This window comes from Pseudomonas sp. GW821-FHT02H09 (assembly GCF_059421425.1).
Genome location: NZ_JBWKVA010000020.1, coordinates 37,989 through 63,911, shown reverse-complemented (window position 1 = coordinate 63,911; position 25,923 = coordinate 37,989). Strand labels below are relative to the sequence as shown.

The window sequence follows — 25,923 nt, the reverse complement described above, 5'->3', positions numbered from 1 at the left end:
TATTTAGTTGCAAGGCAAAAGTTGAACGCCGCAAGAGCAACATTTTTCCTAAGGAATTCAAGCACTAAGCACAGAAAAGCGGTCAAAACTCAAGGTTGTTGAACTTGCTGCAGATGGCCATAAAGCTTGGCGTACAGGCCGCCGTCGGCAATCAGCTGCTGATGGTCGCCATCTTCGGCAATATGCCCGCCATCAAACACAAGTACTCGATCAGCCTGTTTTACCGCAGACAGACGGTGAGCAATGATTAATGTTGTCCTGCCGTTTAAATAGCGCGCCAGCGCCTGGTGCAGGTTGTACTCGGTAGCAGCGTCCAGCGCAGAGGTGGCCTCATCGAGTATCACCACCTTGGGTTCAGCCAGGACCATCCGCGCAATAGCCAGACGCTGTCGCTGACCGCCAGACAAGCGCACCCCGGAGCGCCCGACGATACTATCCAGCCCCTGCGGCAAGGCTTTGACGGTGGTATCCAGTTGGGCAATTTCCAGCGCCTGCCAGCAGGCCTCATCACTGCGTAAACGCCCCATGGTCAGGTTGGCCCGTACCGTATCGTTGAACAGCGCCGGGTGCTGCAGCACGACTGCGACATGCTCGCGCACGGTTTCCAGACCGATTTCCTGTTGGGTCGAACCGCCGAAGCGGATGCTGCCCGACAGCGGCGTATAGAGCCCTAGAAGCAATTGCACCAGGGTACTTTTGCCACCACCGCTGGCACCAACGATCGCGACTTTTTCGCCGGGAGCAATGGACAGGTTCATCTGATCCAGCACCAATTCGTCGCCGTAACCGAAGCTCAAACCGCGGACCTCGATCCCCACCGTCTCGCGCCCCTGAAAAGGGTTATTACCACCGGGATACTGCGGCTCATCGGCACGCGACAGCAACTCATTGATCCGCGTCAACGCCCCACCCGCCGAGTAGTAGGCGTACTGCAAATTGAGCAATTGCTCGACCGGACCGATCATGAACCAGAGATAACTGAACACCGCCAGCATCTGGCCAATGGACAGGTCAGAGAACAGCACGGTGAGCATGGCCGCCGCACGAAAGATGTCGATGCCAAACTGGAACAGTAAACCGCTGGCCCGGCTGGAGGCGTCGGTCTTCCATTGTGAGTTCACGGCATAGTCGCGAACTTCCTGCGCCCGCAGGCCCAGACGCCCGAGGAAAAAGCCCTGGCGATTGCCAGCGCGGACTTCCTGGATCGCATCAAGGGTTTCGGTGAGCGCCTGGGTAAATCGCGAAGTGCTGTCGTTCTCCAGTTTTTTCAGGTGTTTGACCCGTTTGCCCAGTTGCACCGTGGCGTAAATCACCAGCGGATTGAACAGCAGAATCAACAACGCCAGCTGCCAGTGCATCCAGACCAGAATGCCTGCGGTCCCGACCAGTGTCAGCATGGCCACCAGAAAGCGACTGAGGGTTTCACCCACAAATTTATCAACGGTATCCAGATCGGTGACCAAATGGGTGGTCACCGTACCGCTGCCCAGACTTTCGTACTCGCCGAGGGAGATGCGCTTGAGTCGCTCGATCAGCCTGACACGAATGCGGTAGACGATATCTTTGGCCAGGCTTGCGAACAATCGCGCCTGCAGCACGTTGAACAGCAACGCGCCGCAACGCAGTGTCAGGGTGATCAGCAACATCAGGCCGATGTAACCTGCGGCTCTTTGCCAGTCTGTCGGTAGAGCGTGATTCATGACCTTGAGCGCGGCATCGCCACGCCCCAGCAGCACTTCATCCACCAACAATGGCAACAGCAAGGGGATCGGCACGCTGCACAGCGTCGCCAACACCGCTACGCCGTTGGCAATCCACAGGGATTTCTTGTGATGTAGCGCCAAACGGCGGATTTCCGCCCAACTCAGTCGATCGATTCGCTTGGGTTGCTCCACACTATCGGGTTGATCATGCACAGGCGGCACGCTCCAGCCAACGACCGAGCAATGGGGAGAGTTCGTTCAGCGGCTGATAGCCATTGGTCAACAGCGCCAGTTGACCATCGCGCTCAGCGAGTAAGGTCGGGAAACCAGCGATACCCAGGTCCTGCACCCAGGTGAAATCCGCCGCCGTCGCCGCGTGCTGCTCGGCGCGATCGAAAGCTGCTGCAAACTCGATACGCGGCACACCAGCTTTTTCAGCCAGATCCACCAGCACACTGGCGAGGGTGACGTCGCGACCTTCAGCATAAAAGGCGTGCTGAATCAGCTTGAGCAGTTTCCAGGCGCAATCCGGTGCCAGACTGCGCGCGGTGACCACCGCCCGGCAGGCCGGCTCGGTGTCATAGACAAAACCGTCGGGCAAAGCGCCCTCGAACTTGAACGGTTGGCCAGTGGCCTCGGTGACCGCCTGCCAATGCTCAAGGATGTAACGCCGCGTGGTCGGTTCCAGTGCTGCACCACTGCCGGTCCTTAAGCCGCCGACCACCAGGTGCAATTCAACGCCCGCGGCTTGAGCCTGCTCTACCAGGGCCTCGGCCACCGGAGCAAAGCCCCAGCACCAGGAACACATCGGGTCCATTACATAGAGCAGGCGTGCGGACATGGCTCAGGCCTCGGATGGCTGACGGTAGTTGAAACCAATCGGGTGCGGCTGGTTGCGGGCTTTCGCCAGTTCGATCTGCTTCTGCCGGTCGATGGCACTGCGTCGGGTTTTCTCGCTCAGCTTATCCCAGCAATGCGGGCAACTGATGCCGGCCACATAGTGCTCGCTGGCGCGGTCTTCGACACTGATGGGTGTACGGCAGGCATGACACTGATCGTAGTCGCCTTCACTCAAATCGTGACGCACGGTAACCCGGTTATCGAAGACAAAGCAGTCGCCGCGCCACTGACTTTCTTCCTGCGGTACCTCTTCGAGGTACTTCAGAATGCCGCCTTTGAGGTGATACACCTCGTCGAAGCCCTGGCTGAGCATGTAGCTCGAAGCCTTCTCGCAACGAATGCCGCCAGTGCAGAACATGGCGACTTTCTTGTGTTTGGCCGGATCGAAGTTGGCTTTGATGTAGTCAGGGAACTCGCGAAAACTGGTGGTTTTCGGGTCGATCGCGCCTTCGAAGGTGCCGATCGAGACTTCATAGTCGTTGCGGGTATCAATCAGCAGCACTTCCGGGTCACTGATCAGTGCGTTCCAGTTCTGCGGATCGACATAAGTGCCGACCTGTTTGTTCGGGTCGACACCGTCAACGCCGAGGGTGACGATCTCTTTCTTGAGCTTGACCTTGGTCCGATAGAACGGCTGATCTTCGCAGTACGACTCTTTGTGATCGATGTCGTCCATGCGTGGATCGCTCTTCAACCAGGCCATGAGCCCGTCGATGCCTTCACGGCTACCGGAAACGGTGCCGTTGATGCCTTCTTCAGCGATCAACAACGTGCCTTTGATGCCGTTATCGACCATCGCCCGCAGCAATGGCTCGCGCAGGGCAACGTAATCCTCAAGGGTGACGAACTTATACAGTGCCGCCACGACAATGTTTTGTGTCATGGGTAATCTCCAGGTGGCTACCCTCGTAAAGGGTGAACCGGACGCAAAAAAAACGCGCCGACTGATTAGCGGCGCGTTGCGGATTCTAGCAAAAACAGCTGCGATTGGCTCTAGATCGTCAAGATCGTCCGAACGCGGCCCGAACCTTCAGCAGTTCCTGCAAAAGCCCGCCCTGCGCGCCCCCGCAGGAGCTGCTGCAGGCTACGAGCTTTTAATGCTTGCTGCCGCCGGCGCAAGTCGGCGATGCCGGAGCCGCGCCGATCTTCGCCCATTCTTCAGGCGTGTAGGTATGCAGCGCCAACGCATGGAACTCCCCCATCAGCTCGCCGAGAGTGGCGTAAACCTTCTGGTGGCGCTTGACGCTGTTAAGCCCGGCAAACTGTTCACTGACCAGCACTGCCTTGAAGTGGGTTTGCAACCCACGACTGTGCATATGGCTTTCATCCAGTACCTGCAGATGCTCGGGCTGCAATGCGCTCAGCGCCGATTCAATACGTTGTTGCATGGTCATTCCCGACTCCGCTCAAGGCTTTTTCTTGGCCGGCGCTTCTGCGGCTTTTGGCTCAAGTTCGGCGGTCATGTCAGCGAGCAGCTTGTTGACCACAGGTACCGCACTTTCCAGTTTGGCCTGAGTCATCTGGGCCGATTGCTGAGTCAGCTGCGGCATTTTTTCCAGGACTTTCTTGCCCAGCGGCGACTGGTAGAACGCTACCAGGTCCTTGAGTTCGGACTCGCTGAAGTTGGTGGTGTAGAGCTTGACCATGTCCGGCTTGAGTTTATTCCAGCCAATGGCCTGGTCCAGAGCGGCGTTGGCCTTGGCCTGGTAGGTTTCCAGCAGGGCTCTTTTGGACTCCGGGGCCTTGGTTTGTTCAAAGCGCTGGGCGAACATTTGCTGCACTTGCATGTACACCGGGGTACCGAGCTTGTCGGCGTGTGCCAGAGTCAGGAAGGCTTCGGCACTGGCGTTGTGGCTGGCGGTATCGGCAAGAACCTGGCCGCTGGCGCAAACCAGAACAACCGCGGTACAGATGGCACGAAAACGAGTCATCAAGTTTCCTTTTCTAGCTGGCGAGGTAAAACCCCAAGGGCGACCATTCTGCGCCTAAAAAACTCTGTCGCTCAACCCCAAGCCTTGCCACACCTGATTTGCAAGGGTTGAACGGTAGAAAAATCGACTAATGGAACCCTAATGGCAGATCACGGCCTAAACTGGCGAATCAGACCAACAGGAGTGCGACCGATGAGCCGTATCGAAACCGACAGCCTTGGCCAGATTGAAGTCCCTGATGACGCCTACTGGGGCGCTCAAACGCAACGCTCGCTGATCAACTTCGCCATCGGCAACGAACGCATGCCGATTACGGTGCTGCACGCACTGGCACTGATCAAGAAGGCCGCTGCACGGGTCAACAACCGCAATGGCGACCTGCCCGCCGACATCGCCCGCCTGATCGAACAGGCCGCCGACGAGGTGCTCAATAGCGAGCATGATGCCCAGTTCCCGCTGGTGGTCTGGCAGACCGGCAGCGGCACCCAAAGCAATATGAACGTCAACGAGGTAATCGCCGGGCGCGCCAATGAACTGGCCGGCAATCCGCGCGGCGGCAAAAGCCCGGTGCATCCCAACGATCACGTCAACCGCTCGCAGAGCTCCAACGACTGCTTCCCCACCGCCATGCACATCGCTGCCGCCCAAGCGGTGCAGCAACATCTGCTGCCGGCAATCAACGAACTGTCCGGTGGTTTGGCACAGCTGTCGGCAGGGCACATGAAGCTGGTCAAGACCGGCCGTACGCACATGATGGACGCGACGCCGATCACCTTTGGCCAGGAACTCTCAGCGTTTATAGCGCAGCTCGACTATGCCGAACAGGCGATTCGAAGCGCGTTGCCTGCGGTGTGCGAACTGGCTCAGGGCGGCACCGCCGTTGGCACGGGGCTCAACTCGCCTCACGGTTTTGGCGAAGCGATCGCTGCCGAACTGGCCGCCCTCTCCGGTCTGCCGTTCGTCACTGCACCGAACAAGTTTGCCGCACTGGCCGGCCATGAGCCGCTGACCACGTTATCCGGCGCGCTGAAAACCCTCGCCGTGACCCTGATGAAAATCGCCAATGATCTGCGCTTGCTGGGCTCTGGCCCTAGAGCCGGTTTTGCAGAAGTAAAACTGCCAGCCAATGAACCCGGCAGTTCGATCATGCCCGGCAAGGTCAATCCGACCCAATGCGAAGCGCTGTCGATGCTCGCCTGCCAGGTACTGGGCAACGATGTGGCCATCGGCTTCGCCGCCAGCCAGGGCCACCTGCAACTGAACGTGTTCAAACCGGTGATCATCCATAACCTGCTGCAATCGATCCGTCTGCTGGGCGATGGGTGCAGCAACTTCCAGCAGCATTGCATTGCCGGACTGGAACCTGACCCTGTGCAAATGGCGGCGCACCTGGAGCGCGGCTTGATGCTGGTGACGGCGCTGAACCCGCATATCGGCTATGACAAGTCAGCAGAAATCGCCAAGAAAGCCTATGGCGAAGGCCTGACCCTGCGCGAGGCTGCGCTGCAATTGGGTTATCTGACAGATGCAGAGTTCGATGCCTGGGTCAGACCGGAGAATATGCTGGAGGCTGGCAAACAGGGGTAGAAGCTGGCGCAGCCTGCGATGATCGTTCCCACGCTCTGCGTGGGAACGCCTTACCGGACGCTCCGCGTCCGCTTTGTGACGCAGAGCGTCACGGGCTGCATTCCCACGCGGGAGCATGGGAACGATCAAAGATCGCAGCCTGCGCGATTGCGTTTTCCCGCCATCAAACCCTTGAAGCAAACAATGCCTGATGCTGACGGCACTGCTCGGCAGTGAGCATGAACACGCCGTGGCCGCCGCGTTCAAATTCCAGCCAGGCGAAATCCACTTCCGGGTACAGCGCTTCGACGTGCACCTGGCTGTTGCCGACTTCGACGATCAGTAAACCTTTTTCGGTCAGGTGATCCGCCGCTTCGCTGAGCATGCGTCGCACCAGATTCAAGCCGTCCTCACCACAAGCCAGCCCCAGTTCTGGCTCATGCTGGTATTCATCCGGCATGTCGGCGAAATCTTCAGCATCGACGTACGGCGGATTGGAAACGATCAAGTCGAAGCGCTGGCCCGGCAGCCCATCGAAACCATCACCTTGAACTGTGAATACGCGCTCGTCGACACCGTGACGCTCGATGTTCTGATTGGCAACTTCCAGGGCTTCGAACGACAGGTCGGCCAGCACCACTTCAGCGTTCTGGAATTCATAAGCGCAGGCAATGCCGATGCAGCCGGAACCTGTGCACAGGTCAAGAATGCGTGCAGGCTCGGCGCCCAACCACGGTTCGAAACGTTTTTCGATCAGCTCGCCGATCGGTGAACGCGGGATCAGCACTCGCTCGTCAACGATGAAACACATACCGCAAAACCACGCCTCGCCCAGCAAATAAGCCGTCGGGATTCGTTCCTCGATACGACGCTTGAGCAGCCGTTGCAGGTTGACCAGCTCGTCATCTTCCAGGCGGCAGTCCAGATAGCTGTCGGCAATTTCCCAAGGCAGGTGCAACGCGCCAAGCACCAATTGACGGGCTTCGTCCCAGGCGTTGTCTGTCCCATGGCCGAAAAACAAATCCTCCCCATGAAAACGGCTGACGGCCCAACGGATGTGGTCGCGCAAAGTGCGCAGGCGAGAAGTGATCACGGGGGCAAACTCCTGAAAAAACGACGGATGATTCTAACAGCCAAAACCGTCCCCGACGACGCATGAAAAACGCTGGTCTGATGTAGGAGTTATCCGTTTTTGAGTCTTTTGGTCGAACGCAGCAACCCTCTTGACAAGGCTGTAGGCCAGCAACCACGCAGCTTACGTTGGTAGCCATTCACAGAAGCGCTCTGCCAGAGGACAATGTCGCAAAAGCCCCACTCAAAGGAGCCCCAGAATGTCCGTTCCAAAGACGATGTTTCAACTCAGCGGCCGTGGTTATGCACCGGCCAATTTGGGCCATGCCAGTCTGGTCATCATCGACGCCCAGAAAGAGTACCTCAACGGTCCCCTGGCCCTGACCGGCATGGATGCTGCCGTCGCAAACATCAAGAAACTGGTTGCCGCAGCTCGCACTGCCGGTCGGCCGATCATACATGTACGCCACCTCGGCACCGTGGGTGGTCTGTTCGACCCTCAAGGCGAGCGCGGCGAGTTCATCCCGGGGCTGGAACCACAAGGTGACGAGACCATCATCGGCAAGTTGCTGCCGAGCGCCTTCCATGGCACTGAACTGGAAAAGCGTCTGCAGGACTTCGGCTCGCTGGACCTGATCGTCTGCGGTTTCATGAGCCATTCCAGTGTCAGCACCACGGTGCGCGCGGCCAAGAACCTCGGCTTTCGCTGCACGCTGGTGGAGGATGCGTGTGCGACCCGCGATCTACCGTACAAGGGCGGAATCCTCAGCGCAGAACATGTGCAGCAGACCGAGATGGCCATCATGGCGGACAACTTTGCCACCCTTGCGCTGACCAAAGATCTGATCTGATCGACCGCTCAATGAGCGGCCCATCCAGCCGCTCATCCGCAAAAACCTCCCGGTCTCTGCAATTGTCTTAGCCTCAGGAACCACCCGGTCATCTCCCGGTCGAAGGGCCGATACCCATTGAGGAAGGTCGGAATGAAGATATCCGATGGATTTGACGCACGTCGCTTGCGCCCCAAAGGCCCAAGTAACTGGCGTTTTCGCCTGGGCGTAGCCTTTTCGGCAGTGCTGGCGATGTTTGGCCTGTTATTGGCGATGGCCGGTGCCGCCAGCCTTTTGGGCCACGCACCCGCGCTCGGCGAACTGAATGCCAGCCGAACCGGTTCGGCAGTCATTTTGGTGATGGGTCTATTGCTGCTGTACATCGGTATCAAGTTATGGCGTCGCTTCCGTCGCCGCCGGCGCCAGTCCAACGGGCTGAACATCGCGCCACACCTGATGAAAAAAAATGACTGAGTGCAGCGCGGCAGCTTTTTGTCATGCCCGATCCGCCTGGACTTGGGTAAACTAGCCGCCCTTCGCGGAGGCTGACATGCAAGACGACGATTTTTCCCTGTTCAAAAGCGAGATCCGCGGCGTCAAGCCGATCAAACATGATCGTGCCGAGACGGGCAAACCCAAGGCCGACCGTGCGCAAATCGCCAAACTGCGCCAGGCGGCTACCGTGCGCGCCGATGTGACCACCGTCGATGGCCTGTCCGATCAGTTTGTCATCGATGTCGGCCCGGAAGACGAGCTGATGTGGGCCCGTGACGGCGTTCAGGAAAGCCAGATGCGCAAGCTGAAGGTGGGCCAGATTCCTTTTGAAGGTAGCCTCGACCTGCACGGCATGAGCGTGGAAAAAGCCCGCGAGACTCTTTGGGCGTTTCTCGCTGAAGCGACCAGATTCGAAATCCGTTGCGTACGTGTCACCCACGGCAAGGCTGTGCGACTGGACGGCAAGCGGCCGATGATCAAGAGTCACGTCAACACCTGGTTGCGCCAGCACCCTCAGGTGCTCGGCTTCACTTCGTGCCAGGCTAAACATGGCGGTGCCGGTGCAGTTTATGTGATGCTCAAACGCACCATGATGGAAGGTCGTGACGAGTAAAGCGGTGTTGTCACGCTTGCAGCGCCGTGTCCGTCACCGTACCCTTGCCCTTTGCGTAAAATCCCACAGGTAGTTTCATGTCCCTGGAACAGAATTACACGGCGATTCTCGGCCAGCTTGGCGAGGACGTCTCCCGCGAAGGTTTGCTCGACACGCCAAAACGTGCCGCCAAAGCCATGCAGTACCTTTGCCGCGGTTATGAGCAAACGCTGGAACAGGTCACCAACGGTGCCTTGTTCAGTTCCGATAACAGCGAAATGGTGCTGGTCAAGGACATCGAGCTCTACTCGCTGTGCGAACACCACCTGCTGCCTTTCATCGGAAAAGCGCATGTCGCGTATATCCCTAGCGGCAAGGTGCTTGGCCTGTCGAAAGTCGCGCGGATCGTCGACATGTACGCCCGCCGCCTGCAGATCCAGGAAAACCTCAGCCGGCAAATCGCCGAAGCGGTCCAGGAAGTGACCGGCGCTCTGGGCGTTGCGGTAGTTATCGAAGCCAAACACATGTGCATGATGATGCGCGGTGTGGAGAAACAGAATTCGTCGATGATCACCTCGGTGATGCTCGGTGAGTTCCGCGAAAATGCGGCGACCCGCAGCGAGTTTCTCAGCCTGATCAAGTAAACCCGGCGAACAAAAGGACCGGCGTTCATCGCCGGTTTTTTTTCGTCGGTAAAAAATCAGGTAAGCTGCCGCCCCTTCACTTATGGGCAAGAGGCTTTAACCGTGTTCGTCAAAGCGCTTCGAGTCGGCCTGGGCCAACTCATCATCTTCATCGACTTCATCACCCGTCCGCGCAAGCAACAGCGCACCGGCGCCGCTCAGGCTAAGGTCGAGCAAGCCGCCAGGGACTTGACCCTGTATCAATTCCACGCCTGCCCGTTCTGCGTGAAGACTCGCCGCACCCTGCGCCGTCTGAATGTACCGGTGGCCCTGCGCGATGCGAAAAACAACCAACAGGATCGCCAGACCCTGCTGGAGCAAGGCGGCAAGATCAAAGTGCCGTGCCTGCGTATCGAAGAGAACGGCCAGACCACCTGGATGTATGAGTCCAAGGTGATCATTGATTATCTGGATAAGCGGTTTGCGGCAGCCTGAGCAACTTGTGTAGCGCTTACTGACGCCATCGCGAGCAAGGACAACGCGGAACCTGCAGGAGCCGGGCTTGCCCGCGATGCGGCGGGTACAGGCAACACAGGCTTCAGACAAAATTAAACCGGCCAATGAGCCCAATACCAGTCAGTTAAGGAATTTCAGGTTCAGCACTGTCCCCCGTAGCAGCTGCCGAAGGCTGCGTCCGGCGGCGAAGCCGTCGCAAATCCTGCTTCCACGATTTGTCTGGAATACCGCAGTGACTGTTTTACGACTGCTGCGCAGCCGGACGCAGGCTTCGCCAGCTACTACGGTTCGCGTAATGTCTTAACTGACTGGCATTAGCCAATGAGCCGGTTTAATTGTTTTTGCGGTCAGCTCAATCGAGCATTCCGATGTGCTTTGGATGGCTGGCCACACGCTGCATCCAGGCCTGAATCCCCGGATAGCGACTCAGGTCAAAGCCGCCTTCATGGGCGACATGGGTATAGGCGTACAGCGCGATATCCGCGATCGAATACTGCTCGCCCACCAGATACGGCGTGCGGGTGAGCTGATGCTCCATCACGTCCAACGCCTTGTAACCGCGTTTTTGCAGCTTTTCATATTCGTGGCGACGATCTTCCGGCAGGCCCAGATAGAGCTGGATAAACCGCGCTACTGCAATATACGGCTCGTGACTGTACTGCTCGAAGAACTGCCATTGCAGAACCTGGGTACGCAAGCGTGGTTCGCCCGGCAGGAACTCACTGCCGTCGGCGAGGAAGTTGAGGATCGCGTTCGACTCCCACAAGTAAGTGCCGTCCTCAAGTTCCAGCACCGGGATCTTGCCATTGGGATTCTTGGCCAGGAACTCGGCAGTCTGGGTGTCGCCCTTCAAAATATCCACGCTCTGCCACTGGAACTCGAGGCCCAGCAGATTGAGCATCAGCTTGATCTTGTAGCAGTTGCCCGAACGGTAATCGCCATAAACCTTGTACATAGCCCCTCCCCTTAAGCTTCCTGCGCAGCTTGTGCTTGACGTACGACGGCGGCCAGCCGCTTGAGACCTTCGTCCAGACGCGCTGAATCGATGTGGCTGAAATTCAGCCGCAAGTGACCTGGATTGCGATCCGGGTCGGAAAAAAACGGTTCGCCCGGCATGAACGCCACGTCCTGCGCCAGCGCCGGCTTGAGCAAAGTGCGGGTGTCCAGCGGTTTTTTCAAGGTCAACCAGAAAAACAGCCCGCCTTGAGGCACCTGCCAATCAGCCAGATCGGCGAAGTGTTTTTCAAGCGCCGCCTGAAAGGCATCGCGGCGCACGCGGTAAAAGCCACGCAGTTCGACCAGATGGTTGCGAAATTTTTCGGTGCCGATCCACTGCATCGCCTGCCACTGACCGACACGATTGGTGTGCAGGTCGGCTGACTGCTTGAGCCGCAACAGGTGCGGGAACAGATCCGGACTGGCAATCAAATAACCGACCCGCAGACCGGGTAGCAAGGTCTTGGACACCGTACCGGTGTAAATCCAGCTGGCCTTTTTCAAGCGACTGACGATCGGTGTGGCGCTGCCGTCATCGAAAGTCAGCTCGCGATAAGGTTCATCTTCGATCAGGGTCACGCCAAACTCGTCCAGCAACGCCGCCACCGCATCGCGTTTGGTCTCGCTGTAGCGCACCGCTGATGGGTTCTGGAAGGTTGGGATCAGGTAAATGAATGCTGGCTGGTGTTTTTCCAGGCGGGCGCGCAATTCCGGCAGATCCGGGCCGTCAGCTTGCAGCGGCACAGTCAGGCAGTGCGCACCGAACAGCTGGAAAATTTGCAGTGCCGCCAGGTAAGTCGGCGCTTCGAGAATGATCTCGGTGCCTTTGTCGATGTACAGCTTGGCGGCCAGATCGAGGGTCTGCTGGGATCCGCTGACCACCAATACCTGGCTGGCCTGGCACGGCACACCCAAGGCTCGAGCTTCGGCCGCAAGTGCTTCGCGCAATGCCGGCTCGCCTTCGCTCATGCCATATTGGCCCATCGACAGCGGCATGCCGGTCCATTCGATTTTGGGCAGCATCGCTTCGGCGGGCAGACCGCCAGCGAACGACATCACTTCCGGACGCTGGGCTGCGGCGAGGATTTCACGAATCAAAGAACTTTTAAGGCGCGAGACACGTTCGGAAAAAGCCATGGTGGTCACCGTAGCGAGGCTTGAGGAAAATAAGTCAAACTAGTTGACCGAAATTACGATGACACACGCAGATACGTCAATATGCTTGACCTTAAAAATCAAATTACTCAACAAGCCGCCATGGAAGCCTTTTTCTTCGGTTACCAGGCGTTCACCGCCAAAGCCGACGAAATGCTCGCACGCCGGGGCTTGAGCCGGGTGCATCAGCGCATCGTGTTTTTTATCGCCCGCTATCCAGGCCTCAGCGTGAAAGAACTGCTGACGGTGCTCGGGGTGAGCAAGCAAGCCTTGAACACTCCACTGCGTCAGTTGATGGAAATGCACCTGGTAAACAGCGTTGCGCCAGATTCGGACAAGCGTAAGCGTCTGCTGGAGCTGACCATCGAGGGCGCGCGCTTTGAGCAGTCGCTGCGACGTGAGCAGGTGAAACTTTTGCAGCGAGTGTTTGCCGAGGCCGGCGAGACTGCGGTGAATGGCTGGCTGGCGGTGAATAAGGCGCTGGGGGAAAACCGCTCGAGTTGAAGCCCCCCGCCTTTCCTGATCGTTCCCGCGCTCCGCGCGGGAATGCCGCCCTGGACGCTCTGCGTCCGCTTTGAAGCGTGACGCGGAGCGTCACAAGATGCATTCCCACGCAGAGCGTGGGAACGATCAATCAACGGGATCTGCCCCTCCCTCTCCATATATCCTTCCTTTCATCCTTTTCGCACACAAAAACAAAAACATTATTTGCTTTATTTGTATACAAAAGCATAATTCGCTTCGTGCGAGTTCCTGACCTTACAGTCAACAAAAGCCCGCAAGCCTTACATGCCTCAAAGAGCCGCTGCCCACCATCGCGTGTCCGGTTCTGGAAAAAACAATAAAACTCTTGAGGAGTACTCGCTGTGGAAAGCCGCAAATCCGAAGCCCCTACGCTGGACCTTTCACCGTCGTTGAACAACAGCTGGCTGGAACGCCTCTTCAAGCTCAGTTTGCACGGCACCACGGTGAAGACCGAGCTGATTGCCGGTCTGACAACCTTCATCACCATGGCCTACATCATCTTCGTCAACCCGAACATCATGGCTGACGCCGGGATCGACCACGGCGCTGCCTTCGTCGCTACCTGCATCGCCGCCGCGCTGGGTTGCCTGTTGATGGGCTTGTACGCCAACTGGCCGGTCGGCCTGGCGCCGGGCATGGGCTTGAATGCCTTCTTCACCTACACCGTGGTCGGCACCATGGGCTACAACTGGGAAACCGCGCTGGGTGCGGTGTTCATTTCCGGTGTGCTGTTCATGATTCTGACCCTGTCACGGGTGCGTGAGTGGCTGCTCAACAGCATTCCGGTGAGCTTGCGTTATGCGATGGGCGCAGGGGTCGGATTGTTTCTTGGCATCATCGGCCTGAAAACCTCCGGGATTATCGTTGACAGCCCGGCCACCCTGATCAAACTCGGCTCCCTGCGTGAGCCTGGTCCGCTGCTGGCAGCGGTCTGTTTCCTGATGATTGCGGTGCTCAGCTATCACCGGGTATTCGGCGCGATCCTGATCAGCATCATCAGCGTAACCGCTGCCGGCTGGGGACTGGGTTTGGTGCAGTACAACGGAATCTTCTCCACCCCACCCAGCCTTGCCCCGACCTGGATGGCCATGGACATCGCCGGCGTGTTCAACGTCAGCATGATCAGTGTGGTGCTGGCGTTTCTCTTCGTGCACATGTTCGACACCGCCGGCACCCTGATGGGCGTCGCGCAACGGGCCGGTCTGGTGAACGCTGATGGCAAGATCGAAAACCTCTCCCGCGCATTGAAAGCCGACAGTGCTTCCAGCGTGTTTGGCGCAATGGTCGGTGTGCCGCCGGTCACCAGCTATGTGGAGAGTGCCGCCGGTGTAGCCGCGGGTGGCCGTACCGGTCTGACGGCAGTCACGGTTGGCGTACTGTTCATTGCCGCGATGTTTTTCGCGCCGCTGGCTGGCATGATCCCCGCTTATGCAACCGCTGGCGCACTGATATACGTGGCGATGCTCATGATGGGCGGCATGGAGCACATCAAGTGGAGCGAAGCCACTGACAGCATTCCGGCGATTGTCACCATGATCATGATGCCGCTGACCTTCTCGGTCGCCGACGGTATCGCACTGGGCTTCATCAGTTATGTTGTGTTGAAGGCCGGTACCGGCAAACACAAGGAAATATCCATCAGTTTGTGGGTGCTGTGCGCGATCTTTATCGCCAAGTTCATTTTCTTGTAAGCAACAGACGCTTCAACCAGCCTCACCCCGCCGGGTGGGGCTTTTGCACATTAGGAGAAACGTGATGAATCTGGAAACCTGGCTGTTGTTCAGCGGCGCCGCGCTGGTGGTAATTCTGATCCCGGGACCACTGTCTTTATTGATGATCAGCAACAGTTTGAACTACGGTTTGCGCCGCTCTTACCCGGCGTTTCTGGGCGGAGTGATTGCCTCCATCTGCCTGCTCAGCGCCTCGGCATTGGGTCTTGGCGCCTTGCTGCTGGCCTCTGAGCAGCTGTTCAGCGCACTGAAAATCGTCGGCGCACTGTACCTGTTCTACCTTGCCTGGCAGAGCTGGCAGCAATCGCGGCAACCGGCCCGAACCACAGAGGTGCCACACGCGGCACCTGTTCCGCGCTTTCGCGCACTGTTTGGGCGCGCGTTTGTATTGGGTGCGAGCAATCCCAAAGACATCCTGTTCTTCGCCGCCTTTCTGCCGCAGTTTCTCAGCGCCGAGCAGCCGTTTCTACCGCAGTTGTTGATCATGATCGCCACCTGGACCGCGCTTGATCTGCTCTGCAAGCTGGCCTACGGCCTCGGTGCCCATGGTGCAGCGCGGTATCTGCGCAGCGGCAAGGGTCAGAGCTGGTTCAACCGAATCAGTGCCGGGCTGTTCAGTGGCGCGGGCGCGGCTTCGTTGTTGAGCCGCTAAAAGCATCGCGGTGTAGGAGCGTCGACCGGCTGCTCCTACACACAGACAAAAAAAAAGCCCGCAGTGTGAGCGGGCGAAAGACCAAAGAAGCTTTTGCGCAGATTCGTGGGGGAGTCTAGCTTCCTCGGTAAGTCGAATAGCTGTAGGGCGAAATCAGCAGGGGCACGTGATAGTGATCCTGCTCGGCCGAGATACCAAAGCGCAGCACCACCACATCGAGAAATGCCGGCTCCGGCAGCTGTACCCCGCGGGCACGGTAGTAGTCGCCTGCATGGAACTGCAGTTGATAGACCCCGGAACGGTAATCATCGCCCTGCAACAACGGCGCATCGCAACGGCCATCGCTGTTGGTCAGCGCGCTGGCGACCAGCTCCAGCTGCGTGCCTTCAACCCGGTACAACTCAACCTTGATCGAGCTGCCAGGGCAACCGTGTGCGGCATCCAAAACGTGTGTAGTCAAACGTCCCATTGATTCTGCGCGCCTGCCTGCGGTTCAAGCAGCCAGGCCTCGCGCCTCCCGAAGTCAGTTAAAAAGGAGACCGCACCGTTTCGGAGCACGAAAAAGGGCGGCGAGCGACTGATTAAGACACTTTTCAAAAAAATTGTACACAATAAAAATCACCTATCTGCCTTCAGCCCTGTCAGCCTTGGGTTGTAAGTGAATTTACAGCCACGCCTTGAGATTAGGCGATATCCCATTAATTAGCTGACCAATCAGGCAGGTTTCTTGCAATACCCTTTTTTGATGACAATCAGTGAAATTTGCAAAAATTCAGGCTTACAAAGTGCCAATAAAGTTGTATACAATCATTCCATCGCTGTGACACCAGCCTGTCATCTCATCGCCAGGTCGTCACACACCCCTTGTCACGAACAAGACACCACGAACAAGAAGGAAGACTGCAGTGAGCGCTGACTACCCACGCGACCTGATCGGTTACGGCAGTAACCCTCCTCACCCACACTGGCCGGGCAATGCCCGCATCGCCTTGTCATTCGTACTCAATTATGAGGAAGGCGGCGAACGCAACATCCTGCACGGCGACAAAGAGTCGGAAGCCTTCCTCTCGGAAATGGTCTCGGCGCAGCCACTGCAAGGCGAGCGCAACATGAGCATGGAATCCCTTTACGAGTACGGCAGCCGTGCCGGCGTCTGGCGGATCCTCAAGTTGTTCAAGGAATTCGACATTCCGCTGACCATCTTCGCCGTGGCCATGGCCGCCCAGCGCCATCCAGACGTTATCCGCGCCATGGTTCAAGCCGGTCACGAGATCTGCAGCCATGGTTACCGCTGGATCGACTACCAGTACATGGACGAGGCGCAGGAACGCGAGCACATGCTCGAAGCGATCCGCATCCTCACCGAAATCAGCGGCGAGCGCCCGCTGGGCTGGTACACCGGCCGCACCGGGCCGAACACCCGTCGCCTGGTGATGGAAGAAGGCGGTTTTCTCTATGACTGCGACACCTACGACGACGACCTGCCCTACTGGGAACCGAACAACCCGACCGGCAAGCCACACCTGGTGATCCCGTACACCCTCGACACCAACGACATGCGCTTCACCCAGGTTCAGGGGTTCAACAAGGGCGACGATTTCTACCAGTACCTCAAAGACGCGTTCGACGTGCTCTACGCTGAAGGCGCCGAATCGCCGAAGATGCTGTCCATCGGTTTGCACTGCCGCCTGATCGGCCGCCCTGCCCGTTTGGCCGCACTGAAGCGTTTTATCGAGTACGCCAAGAGCCACGAGCAGGTCTGGTTCAGCCGCCGGGTCGACATCGCCCGCCACTGGCACCAAACCCATCCTTACCAGGGAGGGGAGTCGAAATGAGCGCCTTTCGGACCCTCAAACCATCAACCTTGAGCCGTGAAGCCTTCGTCGACGCCTTCGCCGATATCTACGAACACTCGCCATGGGTTGCCGAAAAGGCCTACGACCTGGGCCAGGATGCCGGGATCGACCAGATTGAAACCCTGCACCAGCGCATGAGCGATATCCTGTTGAGCGCCGATCACGCCAGTCAGCTGGCACTGATCAACGCTCACCCGGACCTGGCCGGCAAAGCCGCCGTCCAGGGCCAACTGACCGAAGCCAGCACTAATGAACAGGCTGGCGCCGGTATTCACCAATGCTCGAGCGATGAGTTCCAGCGCTTCACCGAGCTGAACGAGGCCTACAAAGGCAAGTTCGCGTTCCCCTTCATCATGGCGGTAAAAGGCAGCGATCGGCATCAGATCCTCGCGGCGTTCGAAACGCGCATCCACAACTCGGTCGACACCGAATTCAAATGCGCGCTGGCAGAGATCAACAAGATCGCCCTGTTCCGATTACTGACTCTATAGCAACCTTGGCCCTGACGATTTCATGAACGCCGAAACCGCCCCGGGCCCTGCGAGCATCCCCAGCCACTTATTTCAAGGCAGACAAGAAGAATGAAAGCTTACGCCGTACCTTTCGAGAAGTTCGTCAACCTGGCCGACGCCCGCCTGGGCACCAAAATCATCTCGGTCACCGATGACTGGTTCGCTGACGCCAACCGCCTGTTCCAGCCGACCCCGGCCGTGTGGAAGGAGGGCGTTTTCGATGACAACGGCAAGTGGATGGACGGCTGGGAGTCGCGCCGCAAGCGCTTCGAAGGCTACGACAGCGCGGTAATCCGCCTGGGCGTGCCTGGCTCGATCAAAGGCGTGGACATCGACACCTCATTCTTCACCGGCAACTTCCCGCCGTCTGCCTCCCTGGAAGCCTGCTTCGTGGCTTGCGGCGAACCGACTGAGAACACCCAGTGGGTCGAAGTGCTGTCGGCTGTCGAGTTGCAAGGCAACAGCCATCACTTCCACGAGATCAATAACGATCAGGCCTTCAGCCACCTGCGTTTCAACATCTACCCGGATGGCGGCGTAGCGCGTCTGCGCGTATATGGCATTCCGTTCCGCGACTGGTCTGCGGTCGGCGACAACGAACAGATCGATCTGGCAGCTGCCCTGAACGGTGGTCGCGCCCTCGCTTGCTCCGACGAACACTTCGGTCGCATGAGCAACATCCTGAACCCGGGTCGCGGCATCAACATGGGCGACGGCTGGGAAACTGCCCGCCGTCGCACACCCGGCAACGACTGGGTAATCGTCGCCCTCGGCCACCCGGGCGAGATCGAAAAAATCATCGTCGACACCCTGCACTTCAAGGGCAACTACCCCGACACCTGCTCGATCCAGGGCGCGTTCGTCAAGGGTGGTACCGACAGCCAGATCGAGACCCAAAGCCTGTTCTGGCGTGAACTGCTGCCAGCCCAGAAGCTGGAAATGCACGCCGAGCACACCTTCGCCGAGCAGATCAAAGCCTTGGGCCCTATCACTCACATCCGCCTGAACGTGTTCCCGGACGGTGGTGTGAGTCGCCTGCGTGTACTGGGCAAGGTTGCAAAATAACAGATGATCGTTCCCACGCTCTGCGTGGGAATGCATACCGTGACGCTCCGCGTCACAGCGGACGCGGAGCGTCCATGGCGGCATTCCCACGCGGAGCGTGGGAACGATCGATACTGAACTCAAAGAAAAGAAGAACAGCATGCGCACATTGATGATTGAACCATTGACCAAAGAAGCCTTCGCCCCTTTCGGTGACGTGATCGAAACCGATGGCAGCGATCACTTCATGATCAACAACGGTTCGACCATGCGCTTCCATCGTCTGGCCGAGGTTGAAACGGCCACGCCAGACGACAAGGCGATCATCAGCATCTTCCGCGCCGATGCGCAGGACATGCCGCTGACCGTTTGCATGCTGGAGCGCCATCCGTTGGGCAGCCAGGCTTTCATACCGCTGCTCCGCAACCCCTTTCTGATCGTGGTCGCGCCACTTGGCGATGAACCTGTATCAGGCTTGGTCCGCGCCTTCGTCACCAACGGCAGGCAGGGCATTAATTACCATCGCGGCGTTTGGCACCATCCGGTGCTGACGATCGAAAAGCGGGATGACTTCCTGGTGGTTGATCGCAGTGGCACAGGCAATAACTGCGATGAGCATTTTTTCAAAGAGGATGAGCGTTTGATCCTCGCCCCCCACCAATAAGAGAAGGTCTGATCACTCGACAACAGAGTGACAGGCGAGAGGTAAAGACTGTGCAAGCACATCTGATGGAATGGCTGAACCTGAGCATACGCTGGGTTCACATGATCACTGGCGTCGCCTGGATCGGCGCTTCGTTCTACTTTGTCTGGCTGGAAAACAACCTCAATCGGGTCAACCCGAAAGAAGGTCTGGCAGGCGACTTGTGGGCGATCCACGGTGGCGGTATCTACCACCTGGAAAAATACAAACTGGCCCCGCCGACCATGCCGGACAACCTGCACTGGTTCAAATGGGAAGCCTACTTCACCTGGATGTCGGGGATCGCGCTGTTGTGCGTGGTGTTCTACTCCAACCCGGTTCTGTATCTCGTGGCACCCGGCAGCGGCCTGAGCGGCCCTGAAGGCGTAGCCATCGGCATCGGCTCGTTGTTCATCGGCTGGTTCGTCTATTCCTTCCTGTGCGATTCGGCGCTGGGCAAACGCCCTGCCCTGCTCGGCCTGATCCTGTTCGTGCTGTTGATCGCTGCGGCGTACGGCTTCAGCAAAGTGTTCAGCGGTCGCGGTGCGTACCTGCATGTCGGCGCCATTATCGGCACCATCATGGTCGGTAACGTATTCCGTATCATCATGCCGGCACAGCGCGCGCTCGTCGCAGCCATCGCCGAAAACCGAACGCCCGATCCGGCGTTGCCGGCCAAAGGCCTGTTGCGTTCGCGGCACAACAACTACTTCACCTTGCCGGTGCTGTTCATCATGATCAGCAACCACTTCCCGAGCACCTACGGCAGCCAATACAACTGGCTGATCCTGGCCGGGATCGCGGTGCTGGCGGTGTTGGTGCGTCACTACTTCAACACCCGTCACGAGAGCCACAAGTTCGCCTGGACCTTGCCTGTCGCGGCATTGGGCATGATCTGCCTGGCTTACGTGACCGGCCCGACACAGATGTCGAGCGCCCCTGAAGTGGCCAAGGCACCGGCGAAGATCGAGTACCAGCCGATTCCGGAAACCGCCATCAGTGGCGCCAAGCCTGAAGCCGCCCCACCCGCTGCGGCACCGACCCAGGCTTCCACTGCCAACGCTAGCGCCCCGGACTTCAACAAGGTTCACAGCGTGATTCAGGAACGCTGCGCGGTGTGCCATTCGGCCAACCCAACCAGCCCGTTGTTCAGCGCAGCTCCGGCCGGGGTGATGTTCGATACCCCGCAACAGATCCAGCAACTGGCACCGCGGATTCAGGCCCAGGCTGTCACCACTCAGATCATGCCCCTGGGCAACATCACACAGATGACCCAGCAGGAACGTGACCTGATCGGCGCCTGGATTGCTCAGGGAGCCCGGACCAACTAAGCAACATTTGAAACCGCCTTCGCGGGCAAGCCTCGCTCCTACGGACGGTGAGATCCTGTAGGAGCGAGGCTTGCCCGCGATGACCGAGCAGCGGTCGCCAGAATCAAAAAATCACAAGAATAAAAAAGATCCGAGGTGTTGCATGTCCGAGCTATCCGAAGCGCGCATCCCCGACGCACCCGCCATTCAGCGCTTGCCCCTTTTGCAACTGATTCTGGTCGGCCTGCAACACGTTCTGCTGATGTACGGCGGCGCCATTGCTGTGCCGCTGATCATCGGACAGGCCGCGGGCCTGAGTCGTGAAGAAATCGCCTTCCTGATCAATGCCGACCTGCTGGTTGCCGGGATTGCCACCGTGGTGCAATCGCTGGGCATCGGTCCCATGGGAATTCGTATGCCGGTGATGATGGGCGCCAGTTTCGCTGCGGTGGGCAGCATGGTGGCCATGGCTGGCATGCCAGGCATCGGCATGACCGGGATCTTCGGGGCGACCATCGCTGCCGGTTTCTTCGGCATGCTCATCGCGCCGTTTATGTCCAGGGTGGTGCGCTTCTTCCCGCCCTTGGTGACCGGCACCGTCATCACCTCGATCGGTTTGTCGTTGTTCCCCGTGGCCGTGAACTGGGCCGGCGGTGGCAACGGTGCTGCACAGTTCGGTTCCCCTATTTACCTGACCATTGCAGCCCTGGTACTGACGACCATCCTGTTAATCAACCGGTTCATGCGCGGTTTCTGGGTGAACATCTCAGTACTGATCGGCATGGGTCTGGGCTACATCCTTTCCGGTATCATCGGCATGGTCGACCTCAGCGGCATCGCTCAGGCGCCGTGGCTGAAGGTCGTCACCCCGCTGCACTTTGGCATGCCTGAATTTCATCTGGCGCCGATTCTTTCGATGTGCCTGGTGGTGGTGATCATCTTCGTCGAATCCACCGGCATGTTCCTCGCACTGGGCAAGATCACCGCTCAGGAAGTCACTCCACGGATGCTCCGTCGTGGTTTGCTGTGTGACGCCGGCGCCTCGTTCTTCGCCGGTTTCTTCAACACCTTCACCCACTCCTCCTTTGCTCAAAACATTGGGCTGGTACAGATGACCGGCGTGCGTTGCCGCTCGGTGACCATCGTCGCCGGTGGATTGCTGGTCATTCTCAGCCTGCTGCCCAAAGCCGCATTTCTGGTTGCCTCGATTCCGCCTGCGGTACTCGGCGGCGCGGCGATTGCGATGTTCGGCATGGTCGCCGCCACCGGAATCAAAATCCTCCAGGAAGCCGACATAGCTGACCGTCGTAACCAGTTGCTGGTAGCGGTGAGCATCGGCATGGGCCTGATTCCGGTGATCCGTCCGGAGTTCTTCGGCCACTTGCCATTGTGGATGGGCCCTATCACCCACAGCGGCATCGCCATGGCGACCATCAGTGCCCTCTCGTTGAACCTGTTGTTCAACATATTGGGTGGTGCTGAACGAGCCGCCAGTAACGCTCGGCAAGCCCACCAGCACTGACCTGAGGGGCGGTACGCCTGCCGCCCCCGCGGTGTCAGCCGTTTTAGTCAACACCCACTACACACACATGACTGCGACCGGACTTGAAGCCTGGTCGCAGTCAGCGGCTGCCTGCGCCTTAACAATAAAAACAATCAGGGAGCAACACCATGAAACGCAAACACTCCAGCCTGCTGGTCAAGGGGCACCTCTAAGATGGCCCGCAACCGTGCCCTAATCTTGTTACAAGCGCTCTGTTACGGGGCACTTAAGCCATGCTGCGCGAGCCAGTATTCTCCGCGGCCGCCCGAATCCGCTCAAAAAAAAACTCCAGATATAAAACCTGACCAGATAGCCAGCTTATCCCGGCACCGGTTAGTCCCGAGGCATACCGAATCAAAATTGAATCAACTCTCAATCGACTGTTTCAAGGCAGTCGAGCGGGAGTTTTTTTGTTTTTTTTTGCCTTGGTTCAGCTCTTGCTACCAGCAATAAAGCTGACCGATCGGATGATTTTTACAGCAACGAAAAAAGGCGCCACACCAGAGCGCCAACTTAAAAAATACGTGGAACAACCTACTTTGGGAGCAACCGAATGAAACGTACGTGCACCAGCCTGATGCTTGCCGGATCCTTGTTGGCGGGGGGGCAGGCGATGGCCGGCGATCTGCTGCAATGGCAGAACAACAGCCTGACTTACTTATGGGGCAAAGGCTTCAAGGTCAACCCTGCGATCCAGCAAACCGTCACTTTCGAACACGCCGATGCCTGGAAATATGGAGATAACTTCTTCTTTCTGGACCGGATCTTCTACAACGGTAAAAAAGACCACGATGTTGGCTCGGATACCTATTACGGCGAGTTCAGCCCACGCCTGTCATTCGGCAAGATCTTCGACCAGAAGCTGGAGTTCGGCCCGATCAAGGATGTCTTGCTGGCCATGACTTACGAGTTTGGCGAAAACGATACCGAGTCCTACCTGATTGGTCCGGGCTTCGACCTGGCGATTCCCGGCTTCGACTACTTCCAGCTGAACTTCTACCAGCGCCATCCTGAAGGCAACCGCCCGGGTAATAACGTCTGGCAGATCACTCCGGTGTGGTCCTATACCATCCCGATGGGCAAGTCGAACGTCTTGATCGACGGCTACATGGACTGGGTGGTCGACAACGACCAGACCGCCAAAGGCACCTACCACGCCAACCTGCACTTCAATCCGCAAATCAAATATGACTTGGGCAAGGCGCTGAACTGGGGCGAGAAGCAGCTGTACGTCGGTATCGAATACGACTACTGGAAGAACAAATACGGGATCGAGGACACCCCCTCCTTCACAACCAATCAGGACACCGCAAGCTTGTTGGTGAAATTTCACTTCTGATCGATAGTGCCGATCTTCCCGATGTACCGTGACGGAAGATCAAAAGATCGCAGGCTTCGCCAGCTCCCACGGAATGTACGCAGGTTTTGTACGTAGGAGCTGCCGCAGGCTGTGATCTTTTCGAGGCCATCACCCGTTCCCCTATAGAACAATCGAAAAACCAGATAACTATCCCGCAAAATTCGCAACCAATGATCAATTGGCCTGACGTAGCATGGGTCCATTCCACACTGATCAGGAGTTGCACCAATGACTCAATCTCGCAAAATACTCAGCATTCATACCGGACAACCGGCGTCCGACGGTGCCGGGGTGAAACTGACCCGGGTCTTCGGTGGCCAGGGCGTTGAACGTTTCGATCCATTCCTGATGCTCGATGAATTTGGATCGCAAAATCCTGACGACTACATTGCCGGCTTCCCACCGCATCCCCATCGCGGTTTTGAAACCGTGACCTACATGCTGGAAGGCCGCATGCGCCACGAAGACCATCTGGGCAATGTCGGCTTGCTCGAGGGCGGTGGCGTGCAATGGATGACCGCGGCCAAGGGCATCATTCACAGTGAAATGCCGGAACAGGAAGAAGGCGTGATGCGCGGTTTCCAGCTGTGGCTGAACCTGCCGGGCAAGCACAAACTCGACACCGCCAGTTACCGGGATATTCAGCCGGCAGATATTCCACGGACAAAGACCAAAAACGGCGTCGAGGTGGTGGTGATCGCCGGTCGGTTCGATGACGGCCAGATACAGCAAGTCGGTGCGGTTGAGCGCCCGGATACCGAGCCGCATTACTTCGACATTCATCTACCGGCGGGCAGCAGCATCAGCCCTCGCCTGCCCGAGGGGCATCGTGCGCTGCTGTATGTCTACGAAGGCCAGGTGGAGCTGCCGGGGCAGGTCCAGAGCATCGGCGCCAGTAAGCTGATTCGCTTGTCCAATGAGGGCGATTTACAACTGAGCAGCCAGTCGGGCGCAAGGGTTCTGCTAATCGCCGGCAAGCCGCTGGACGAGCCGATCGTGCAGTACGGGCCGTTTGTGATGAACACCCGGGAAGAGATCGAGCAGGCACTGCGCGATTTTCGGGATGACCGGTTGACCGTCTGACTCAAGCTTTGCATAGCCAGTCAGGGCTGCTATCGCGAACAAGCTCGCGATAGCAGCAACCTAAATCTCAAGGCAACGTCGCAAACATCGGCAACCCCAGAAACCGGCATAACTGCTCGCGCTTGGCCAAGGCATCGCTGCGGCCAAGCTCGATCAGTTCGCTGCAATACCCCGCCTCGAACAGCAAATAACTGAGGACCCCGGCGCCACTGGTTTTGGTCGCACCCGGCCCGCGTAGAAACAGCCGCAAGGCCGCTGGCAGCTCTTGGCGATGGCGTGCAGCAATTTCATCAATCGGCTGGCTCGGGGCAATCACCAGCACCTCCACCGGCGTCAGCCCGAGGCTGCGGGTCGGCGTACCCGCAGGCAGCAGATGGCTGAGCTGGTTCAGACGTTGCAGCAACTCAATGTCACTCTCCAGGCTGTCAATGAAGGTACTGTTGAGCATGTGCCCGCCGATCTGCGCCAGGCTTGGCTGCTGGCCGGTGTAGGTGCGTTGCAGTGGTTGCTGTGGGTCAAAACCGCGCGGGTTGCCACTGACGCCGACCACCAGCACCCGGCTCGCCCCCAGGTGCAAGGCCGGGCTGATCGGCGCCGGCTGACGAACGGCACCGTCACCGAAATATTCCTGACCGAGTTTGACCGGAGCAAACAACAACGGGATCGCTGAGCTGGCCAGCAAGTGTTCGACCGTCAGCTGAGTCGGCACCCCAATACGTCGATGACGTAACCAGGCATCAATGGTGCCGCCGCCCTGATAGAAGGTCACCGCCTGACCAGACTCATAGCCGAAAGCCGTGATGGCCACCGCGTGCAATTGCTTTTGCCGGATGGCTTGCTCGATACCGGACAAATGAAGTTTGCGGTTCAACAAACGCCGTAACGGTGAACTGTTGATCAGCGCCACCGGCACTTGAGCGCCCACCCCCAGCAGGCTATGCCCGACAAACCGTGTGGCTTGGCTGATCACCCCTGGCCAATCGCTGCGCATCACCTGATGGCTGCGAATACCCTGCCAGAACGCCGTCAGACGCTGGATCGCGCCGCCAAAATCCATTGCCCCGCTGGCCAGGCTGACCGCGTTGATCGCTCCTGCGGACGTACCAACGATCACTGGAAACGGATTCGGCGTCCCCGCCGGCAATAACTCGGCAATCGCCGCCAACACCCCAACCTGATACGCCGCCCGAGCCCCACCGCCAGAAAGAATCAAACCCGTGACCGGTTCAGCTGAACTCATCGCAACAC

28 protein-coding genes are annotated in these 25,923 nt (G+C 58.2%); 18 read left to right on the top strand and 10 right to left on the bottom strand.

From position 1 onward, the window contains the following. Positions 1-89: 89 nt before the first annotated feature. From AC07VR_RS24060 to AC07VR_RS24040, 5 genes are all read right to left on the bottom strand, one after another. Positions 90-1,916, bottom strand: a complete 1,827-nt coding sequence (locus tag AC07VR_RS24060; RefSeq protein ID WP_494993791.1) for an ABC transporter ATP-binding protein — start codon at positions 1,914-1,916, stop codon at positions 90-92. Then, positions 1,909-2,511, bottom strand: coding sequence for a DsbA family protein (locus tag AC07VR_RS24055; protein ID WP_494993861.1), 603 nt, complete (start codon positions 2,509-2,511; stop codon positions 1,909-1,911). Before AC07VR_RS24055 ends, AC07VR_RS24060 begins: the two co-directional genes overlap by 8 nt. 36 nt (positions 2,512-2,547) lie before the next feature. Further along, positions 2,548-3,486 carry an oxygen-dependent tRNA uridine(34) hydroxylase TrhO gene (trhO, locus tag AC07VR_RS24050; RefSeq protein WP_495012782.1) on the bottom strand — a complete coding sequence of 313 codons (939 nt, stop codon included), beginning with the start codon at positions 3,484-3,486 and terminating at the stop codon, positions 2,548-2,550. A gap of 211 nt (positions 3,487-3,697) precedes the next feature. Then, positions 3,698-3,997: a BolA family protein gene (locus tag AC07VR_RS24045; RefSeq protein ID WP_494993789.1), complete on the bottom strand. Its 300-nt coding sequence runs from the start codon at positions 3,995-3,997 to the stop codon at positions 3,698-3,700. A 12-nt stretch (positions 3,998-4,009) separates the two neighbouring features. After that, positions 4,010-4,534 carry a DUF2059 domain-containing protein gene (locus AC07VR_RS24040; protein ID WP_494993788.1) on the bottom strand — a complete coding sequence of 175 codons (525 nt, stop codon included), beginning with the start codon at positions 4,532-4,534 and terminating at the stop codon, positions 4,010-4,012. Positions 4,535-4,726: 192 nt separating this feature from the next. Between AC07VR_RS24040 and AC07VR_RS24035 the strand changes: the two genes are divergently transcribed. Beyond that, complete coding sequence (locus tag AC07VR_RS24035; protein ID WP_494993787.1) at positions 4,727-6,121, top strand: class II fumarate hydratase; 1,395 nt, start codon at positions 4,727-4,729, stop codon at positions 6,119-6,121. Positions 6,122-6,284: 163 nt separating this feature from the next. Here the strand turns inward: AC07VR_RS24035 and prmB are convergent, their stop codons facing one another. Continuing rightward, positions 6,285-7,193, bottom strand: a complete 909-nt coding sequence (gene prmB, locus AC07VR_RS24030; RefSeq protein WP_495012781.1) for a 50S ribosomal protein L3 N(5)-glutamine methyltransferase — start codon at positions 7,191-7,193, stop codon at positions 6,285-6,287. A 238-nt stretch (positions 7,194-7,431) separates the two neighbouring features. Here prmB and AC07VR_RS24025 point away from each other — a divergent pair, with 238 nt between their 5' ends. From AC07VR_RS24025 to AC07VR_RS24005, 5 genes are all read left to right on the top strand, one after another. Next, positions 7,432-8,022 carry a cysteine hydrolase family protein gene (locus AC07VR_RS24025; protein WP_494993785.1) on the top strand — a complete coding sequence of 197 codons (591 nt, stop codon included), beginning with the start codon at positions 7,432-7,434 and terminating at the stop codon, positions 8,020-8,022. Positions 8,023-8,154: 132 nt separating this feature from the next. Further along, on the top strand, positions 8,155-8,475 hold the full coding sequence (locus AC07VR_RS24020) for a hypothetical protein (protein ID WP_495012780.1): 321 nt from the start codon (positions 8,155-8,157) through the stop codon (positions 8,473-8,475). Between the two features lie 76 nt (positions 8,476-8,551). After that, positions 8,552-9,109: a Smr/MutS family protein gene (locus AC07VR_RS24015; protein WP_494993783.1), complete on the top strand. Its 558-nt coding sequence runs from the start codon at positions 8,552-8,554 to the stop codon at positions 9,107-9,109. 77 nt (positions 9,110-9,186) lie between these two features. Then, entirely contained in the window at positions 9,187-9,732 is a 546-nt protein-coding gene (folE, locus tag AC07VR_RS24010; RefSeq protein WP_494993782.1) for a GTP cyclohydrolase I FolE, read from the top strand. 102 nt (positions 9,733-9,834) lie between these two features. After that, positions 9,835-10,206, top strand: a complete 372-nt coding sequence (locus AC07VR_RS24005; RefSeq protein ID WP_494993781.1) for a glutathione S-transferase N-terminal domain-containing protein — start codon at positions 9,835-9,837, stop codon at positions 10,204-10,206. 373 nt (positions 10,207-10,579) lie between these two features. Here AC07VR_RS24005 and AC07VR_RS24000 read toward each other — a convergent pair whose 3' ends face one another. Both AC07VR_RS24000 and AC07VR_RS23995 read right to left on the bottom strand, forming a co-directional pair. Next, a complete protein-coding gene (locus AC07VR_RS24000) occupies positions 10,580-11,182 on the bottom strand; it encodes a glutathione S-transferase family protein (protein WP_494993780.1) in 603 nt (200 codons plus the stop codon). A gap of 11 nt (positions 11,183-11,193) precedes the next feature. Then, positions 11,194-12,360, bottom strand: coding sequence for an aminotransferase-like domain-containing protein (locus AC07VR_RS23995; RefSeq protein ID WP_495012779.1), 1,167 nt, complete (start codon positions 12,358-12,360; stop codon positions 11,194-11,196). 81 nt (positions 12,361-12,441) lie between these two features. On the opposite strand from AC07VR_RS23995, the gene AC07VR_RS23990 reads away from it, so the two are divergent. The 3 genes from AC07VR_RS23990 to AC07VR_RS23980 all read left to right on the top strand — a co-directional run bounded on the left by AC07VR_RS23990 (position 12,442) and on the right by AC07VR_RS23980 (position 15,285). Next, a complete protein-coding gene (locus AC07VR_RS23990; protein WP_495012778.1) occupies positions 12,442-12,882 on the top strand; it encodes a MarR family transcriptional regulator in 441 nt (146 codons plus the stop codon). A 362-nt stretch (positions 12,883-13,244) separates the two neighbouring features. Then, the gene (locus tag AC07VR_RS23985; protein WP_494993777.1) at positions 13,245-14,594 is read left to right on the top strand and encodes an NCS2 family permease; all 1,350 of its coding nucleotides are present in this window, start codon (positions 13,245-13,247) and stop codon (positions 14,592-14,594) included. A 64-nt stretch (positions 14,595-14,658) separates the two neighbouring features. Continuing rightward, entirely contained in the window at positions 14,659-15,285 is a 627-nt protein-coding gene (locus AC07VR_RS23980) for a LysE family translocator (RefSeq protein ID WP_494993776.1), read from the top strand. A 115-nt stretch (positions 15,286-15,400) separates the two neighbouring features. On the opposite strand, the gene uraH is transcribed toward AC07VR_RS23980, so the two are convergent. Beyond that, positions 15,401-15,754: a hydroxyisourate hydrolase gene (uraH, locus tag AC07VR_RS23975; protein ID WP_489357023.1), complete on the bottom strand. Its 354-nt coding sequence runs from the start codon at positions 15,752-15,754 to the stop codon at positions 15,401-15,403. Positions 15,755-16,190: 436 nt separating this feature from the next. On the opposite strand from uraH, the gene puuE reads away from it, so the two are divergent. From puuE to AC07VR_RS23930, 9 genes are all read left to right on the top strand, one after another. Continuing rightward, positions 16,191-17,120 (top strand): allantoinase PuuE, encoded by a 930-nt coding sequence (gene puuE, locus AC07VR_RS23970; RefSeq protein ID WP_495012777.1) that lies wholly within the window; start codon positions 16,191-16,193, stop codon positions 17,118-17,120. Continuing rightward, positions 17,117-17,632, top strand: a complete 516-nt coding sequence (uraD, locus tag AC07VR_RS23965) for a 2-oxo-4-hydroxy-4-carboxy-5-ureidoimidazoline decarboxylase (RefSeq protein ID WP_495012776.1) — start codon at positions 17,117-17,119, stop codon at positions 17,630-17,632. The genes puuE and uraD overlap by 4 nt, the downstream gene beginning before the upstream one ends. 90 nt (positions 17,633-17,722) lie before the next feature. Then, positions 17,723-18,718, top strand: coding sequence for an allantoicase (alc, locus tag AC07VR_RS23960; protein WP_494993773.1), 996 nt, complete (start codon positions 17,723-17,725; stop codon positions 18,716-18,718). A 139-nt stretch (positions 18,719-18,857) separates the two neighbouring features. Further along, positions 18,858-19,361, top strand: a complete 504-nt coding sequence (locus AC07VR_RS23955; protein ID WP_495012775.1) for an ureidoglycolate lyase — start codon at positions 18,858-18,860, stop codon at positions 19,359-19,361. 50 nt (positions 19,362-19,411) lie between these two features. Next, positions 19,412-20,710 (top strand): urate hydroxylase PuuD, encoded by a 1,299-nt coding sequence (locus AC07VR_RS23950; protein ID WP_495012774.1) that lies wholly within the window; start codon positions 19,412-19,414, stop codon positions 20,708-20,710. Positions 20,711-20,852: 142 nt separating this feature from the next. Then, positions 20,853-22,211, top strand: coding sequence for a nucleobase:cation symporter-2 family protein (locus AC07VR_RS23945; RefSeq protein ID WP_495012773.1), 1,359 nt, complete (start codon positions 20,853-20,855; stop codon positions 22,209-22,211). Between the two features lie 431 nt (positions 22,212-22,642). Beyond that, positions 22,643-22,789 carry a hypothetical protein gene (locus AC07VR_RS23940; protein WP_494993770.1) on the top strand — a complete coding sequence of 49 codons (147 nt, stop codon included), beginning with the start codon at positions 22,643-22,645 and terminating at the stop codon, positions 22,787-22,789. After that, positions 22,786-23,571 (top strand): outer membrane protein OmpK, encoded by a 786-nt coding sequence (locus tag AC07VR_RS23935; protein ID WP_494993769.1) that lies wholly within the window; start codon positions 22,786-22,788, stop codon positions 23,569-23,571. The genes AC07VR_RS23940 and AC07VR_RS23935 overlap by 4 nt, the downstream gene beginning before the upstream one ends. A 249-nt stretch (positions 23,572-23,820) precedes the next feature. After that, positions 23,821-24,675: a pirin family protein gene (locus AC07VR_RS23930; RefSeq protein WP_495012772.1), complete on the top strand. Its 855-nt coding sequence runs from the start codon at positions 23,821-23,823 to the stop codon at positions 24,673-24,675. Positions 24,676-24,742: 67 nt separating this feature from the next. Here AC07VR_RS23930 and AC07VR_RS23925 read toward each other — a convergent pair whose 3' ends face one another. Further along, positions 24,743-25,915 carry a patatin-like phospholipase family protein gene (locus AC07VR_RS23925; protein WP_494993767.1) on the bottom strand — a complete coding sequence of 391 codons (1,173 nt, stop codon included), beginning with the start codon at positions 25,913-25,915 and terminating at the stop codon, positions 24,743-24,745. Positions 25,916-25,923: the final 8 nt, after the last annotated feature.

Bases quoted from the DNA above. Each gene is read 5' to 3' on its own strand.
- AC07VR_RS24055 (WP_494993861.1), bottom strand. From the start codon at position 2,511: ATGTGTTCCTGGTGCTGGGGCTTTGCTCCGGTGGCCGAGGCCCTGGTA.
- trhO (WP_495012782.1), bottom strand. From the start codon at position 3,486: ATGACACAAAACATTGTCGTGGCGGCACTGTATAAGTTCGTCACCCTT.
- AC07VR_RS24045 (WP_494993789.1), bottom strand. From the start codon at position 3,997: ATGACCATGCAACAACGTATTGAATCGGCGCTGAGCGCATTGCAGCCC.
- AC07VR_RS24040 (WP_494993788.1), bottom strand. From the start codon at position 4,534: ATGACTCGTTTTCGTGCCATCTGTACCGCGGTTGTTCTGGTTTGCGCC.
- AC07VR_RS24035 (WP_494993787.1), top strand. From the start codon at position 4,727: ATGAGCCGTATCGAAACCGACAGCCTTGGCCAGATTGAAGTCCCTGAT.
- AC07VR_RS24025 (WP_494993785.1), top strand. From the start codon at position 7,432: ATGTCCGTTCCAAAGACGATGTTTCAACTCAGCGGCCGTGGTTATGCA.
- AC07VR_RS24020 (WP_495012780.1), top strand. From the start codon at position 8,155: ATGAAGATATCCGATGGATTTGACGCACGTCGCTTGCGCCCCAAAGGC.
- AC07VR_RS24015 (WP_494993783.1), top strand. From the start codon at position 8,552: ATGCAAGACGACGATTTTTCCCTGTTCAAAAGCGAGATCCGCGGCGTC.
- folE (WP_494993782.1), top strand. From the start codon at position 9,187: ATGTCCCTGGAACAGAATTACACGGCGATTCTCGGCCAGCTTGGCGAG.
- AC07VR_RS24000 (WP_494993780.1), bottom strand. From the start codon at position 11,182: ATGTACAAGGTTTATGGCGATTACCGTTCGGGCAACTGCTACAAGATC.
- AC07VR_RS23995 (WP_495012779.1), bottom strand. From the start codon at position 12,360: ATGGCTTTTTCCGAACGTGTCTCGCGCCTTAAAAGTTCTTTGATTCGT.
- AC07VR_RS23990 (WP_495012778.1), top strand. From the start codon at position 12,442: ATGCTTGACCTTAAAAATCAAATTACTCAACAAGCCGCCATGGAAGCC.
- AC07VR_RS23980 (WP_494993776.1), top strand. From the start codon at position 14,659: ATGAATCTGGAAACCTGGCTGTTGTTCAGCGGCGCCGCGCTGGTGGTA.
- uraH (WP_489357023.1), bottom strand. From the start codon at position 15,754: ATGGGACGTTTGACTACACACGTTTTGGATGCCGCACACGGTTGCCCT.
- uraD (WP_495012776.1), top strand. From the start codon at position 17,117: ATGAGCGCCTTTCGGACCCTCAAACCATCAACCTTGAGCCGTGAAGCC.
- alc (WP_494993773.1), top strand. From the start codon at position 17,723: ATGAAAGCTTACGCCGTACCTTTCGAGAAGTTCGTCAACCTGGCCGAC.
- AC07VR_RS23955 (WP_495012775.1), top strand. From the start codon at position 18,858: ATGCGCACATTGATGATTGAACCATTGACCAAAGAAGCCTTCGCCCCT.
- AC07VR_RS23945 (WP_495012773.1), top strand. From the start codon at position 20,853: ATGTCCGAGCTATCCGAAGCGCGCATCCCCGACGCACCCGCCATTCAG.
- AC07VR_RS23935 (WP_494993769.1), top strand. From the start codon at position 22,786: ATGAAACGTACGTGCACCAGCCTGATGCTTGCCGGATCCTTGTTGGCG.
- AC07VR_RS23930 (WP_495012772.1), top strand. From the start codon at position 23,821: ATGACTCAATCTCGCAAAATACTCAGCATTCATACCGGACAACCGGCG.
- AC07VR_RS23925 (WP_494993767.1), bottom strand. From the start codon at position 25,915: ATGAGTTCAGCTGAACCGGTCACGGGTTTGATTCTTTCTGGCGGTGGG.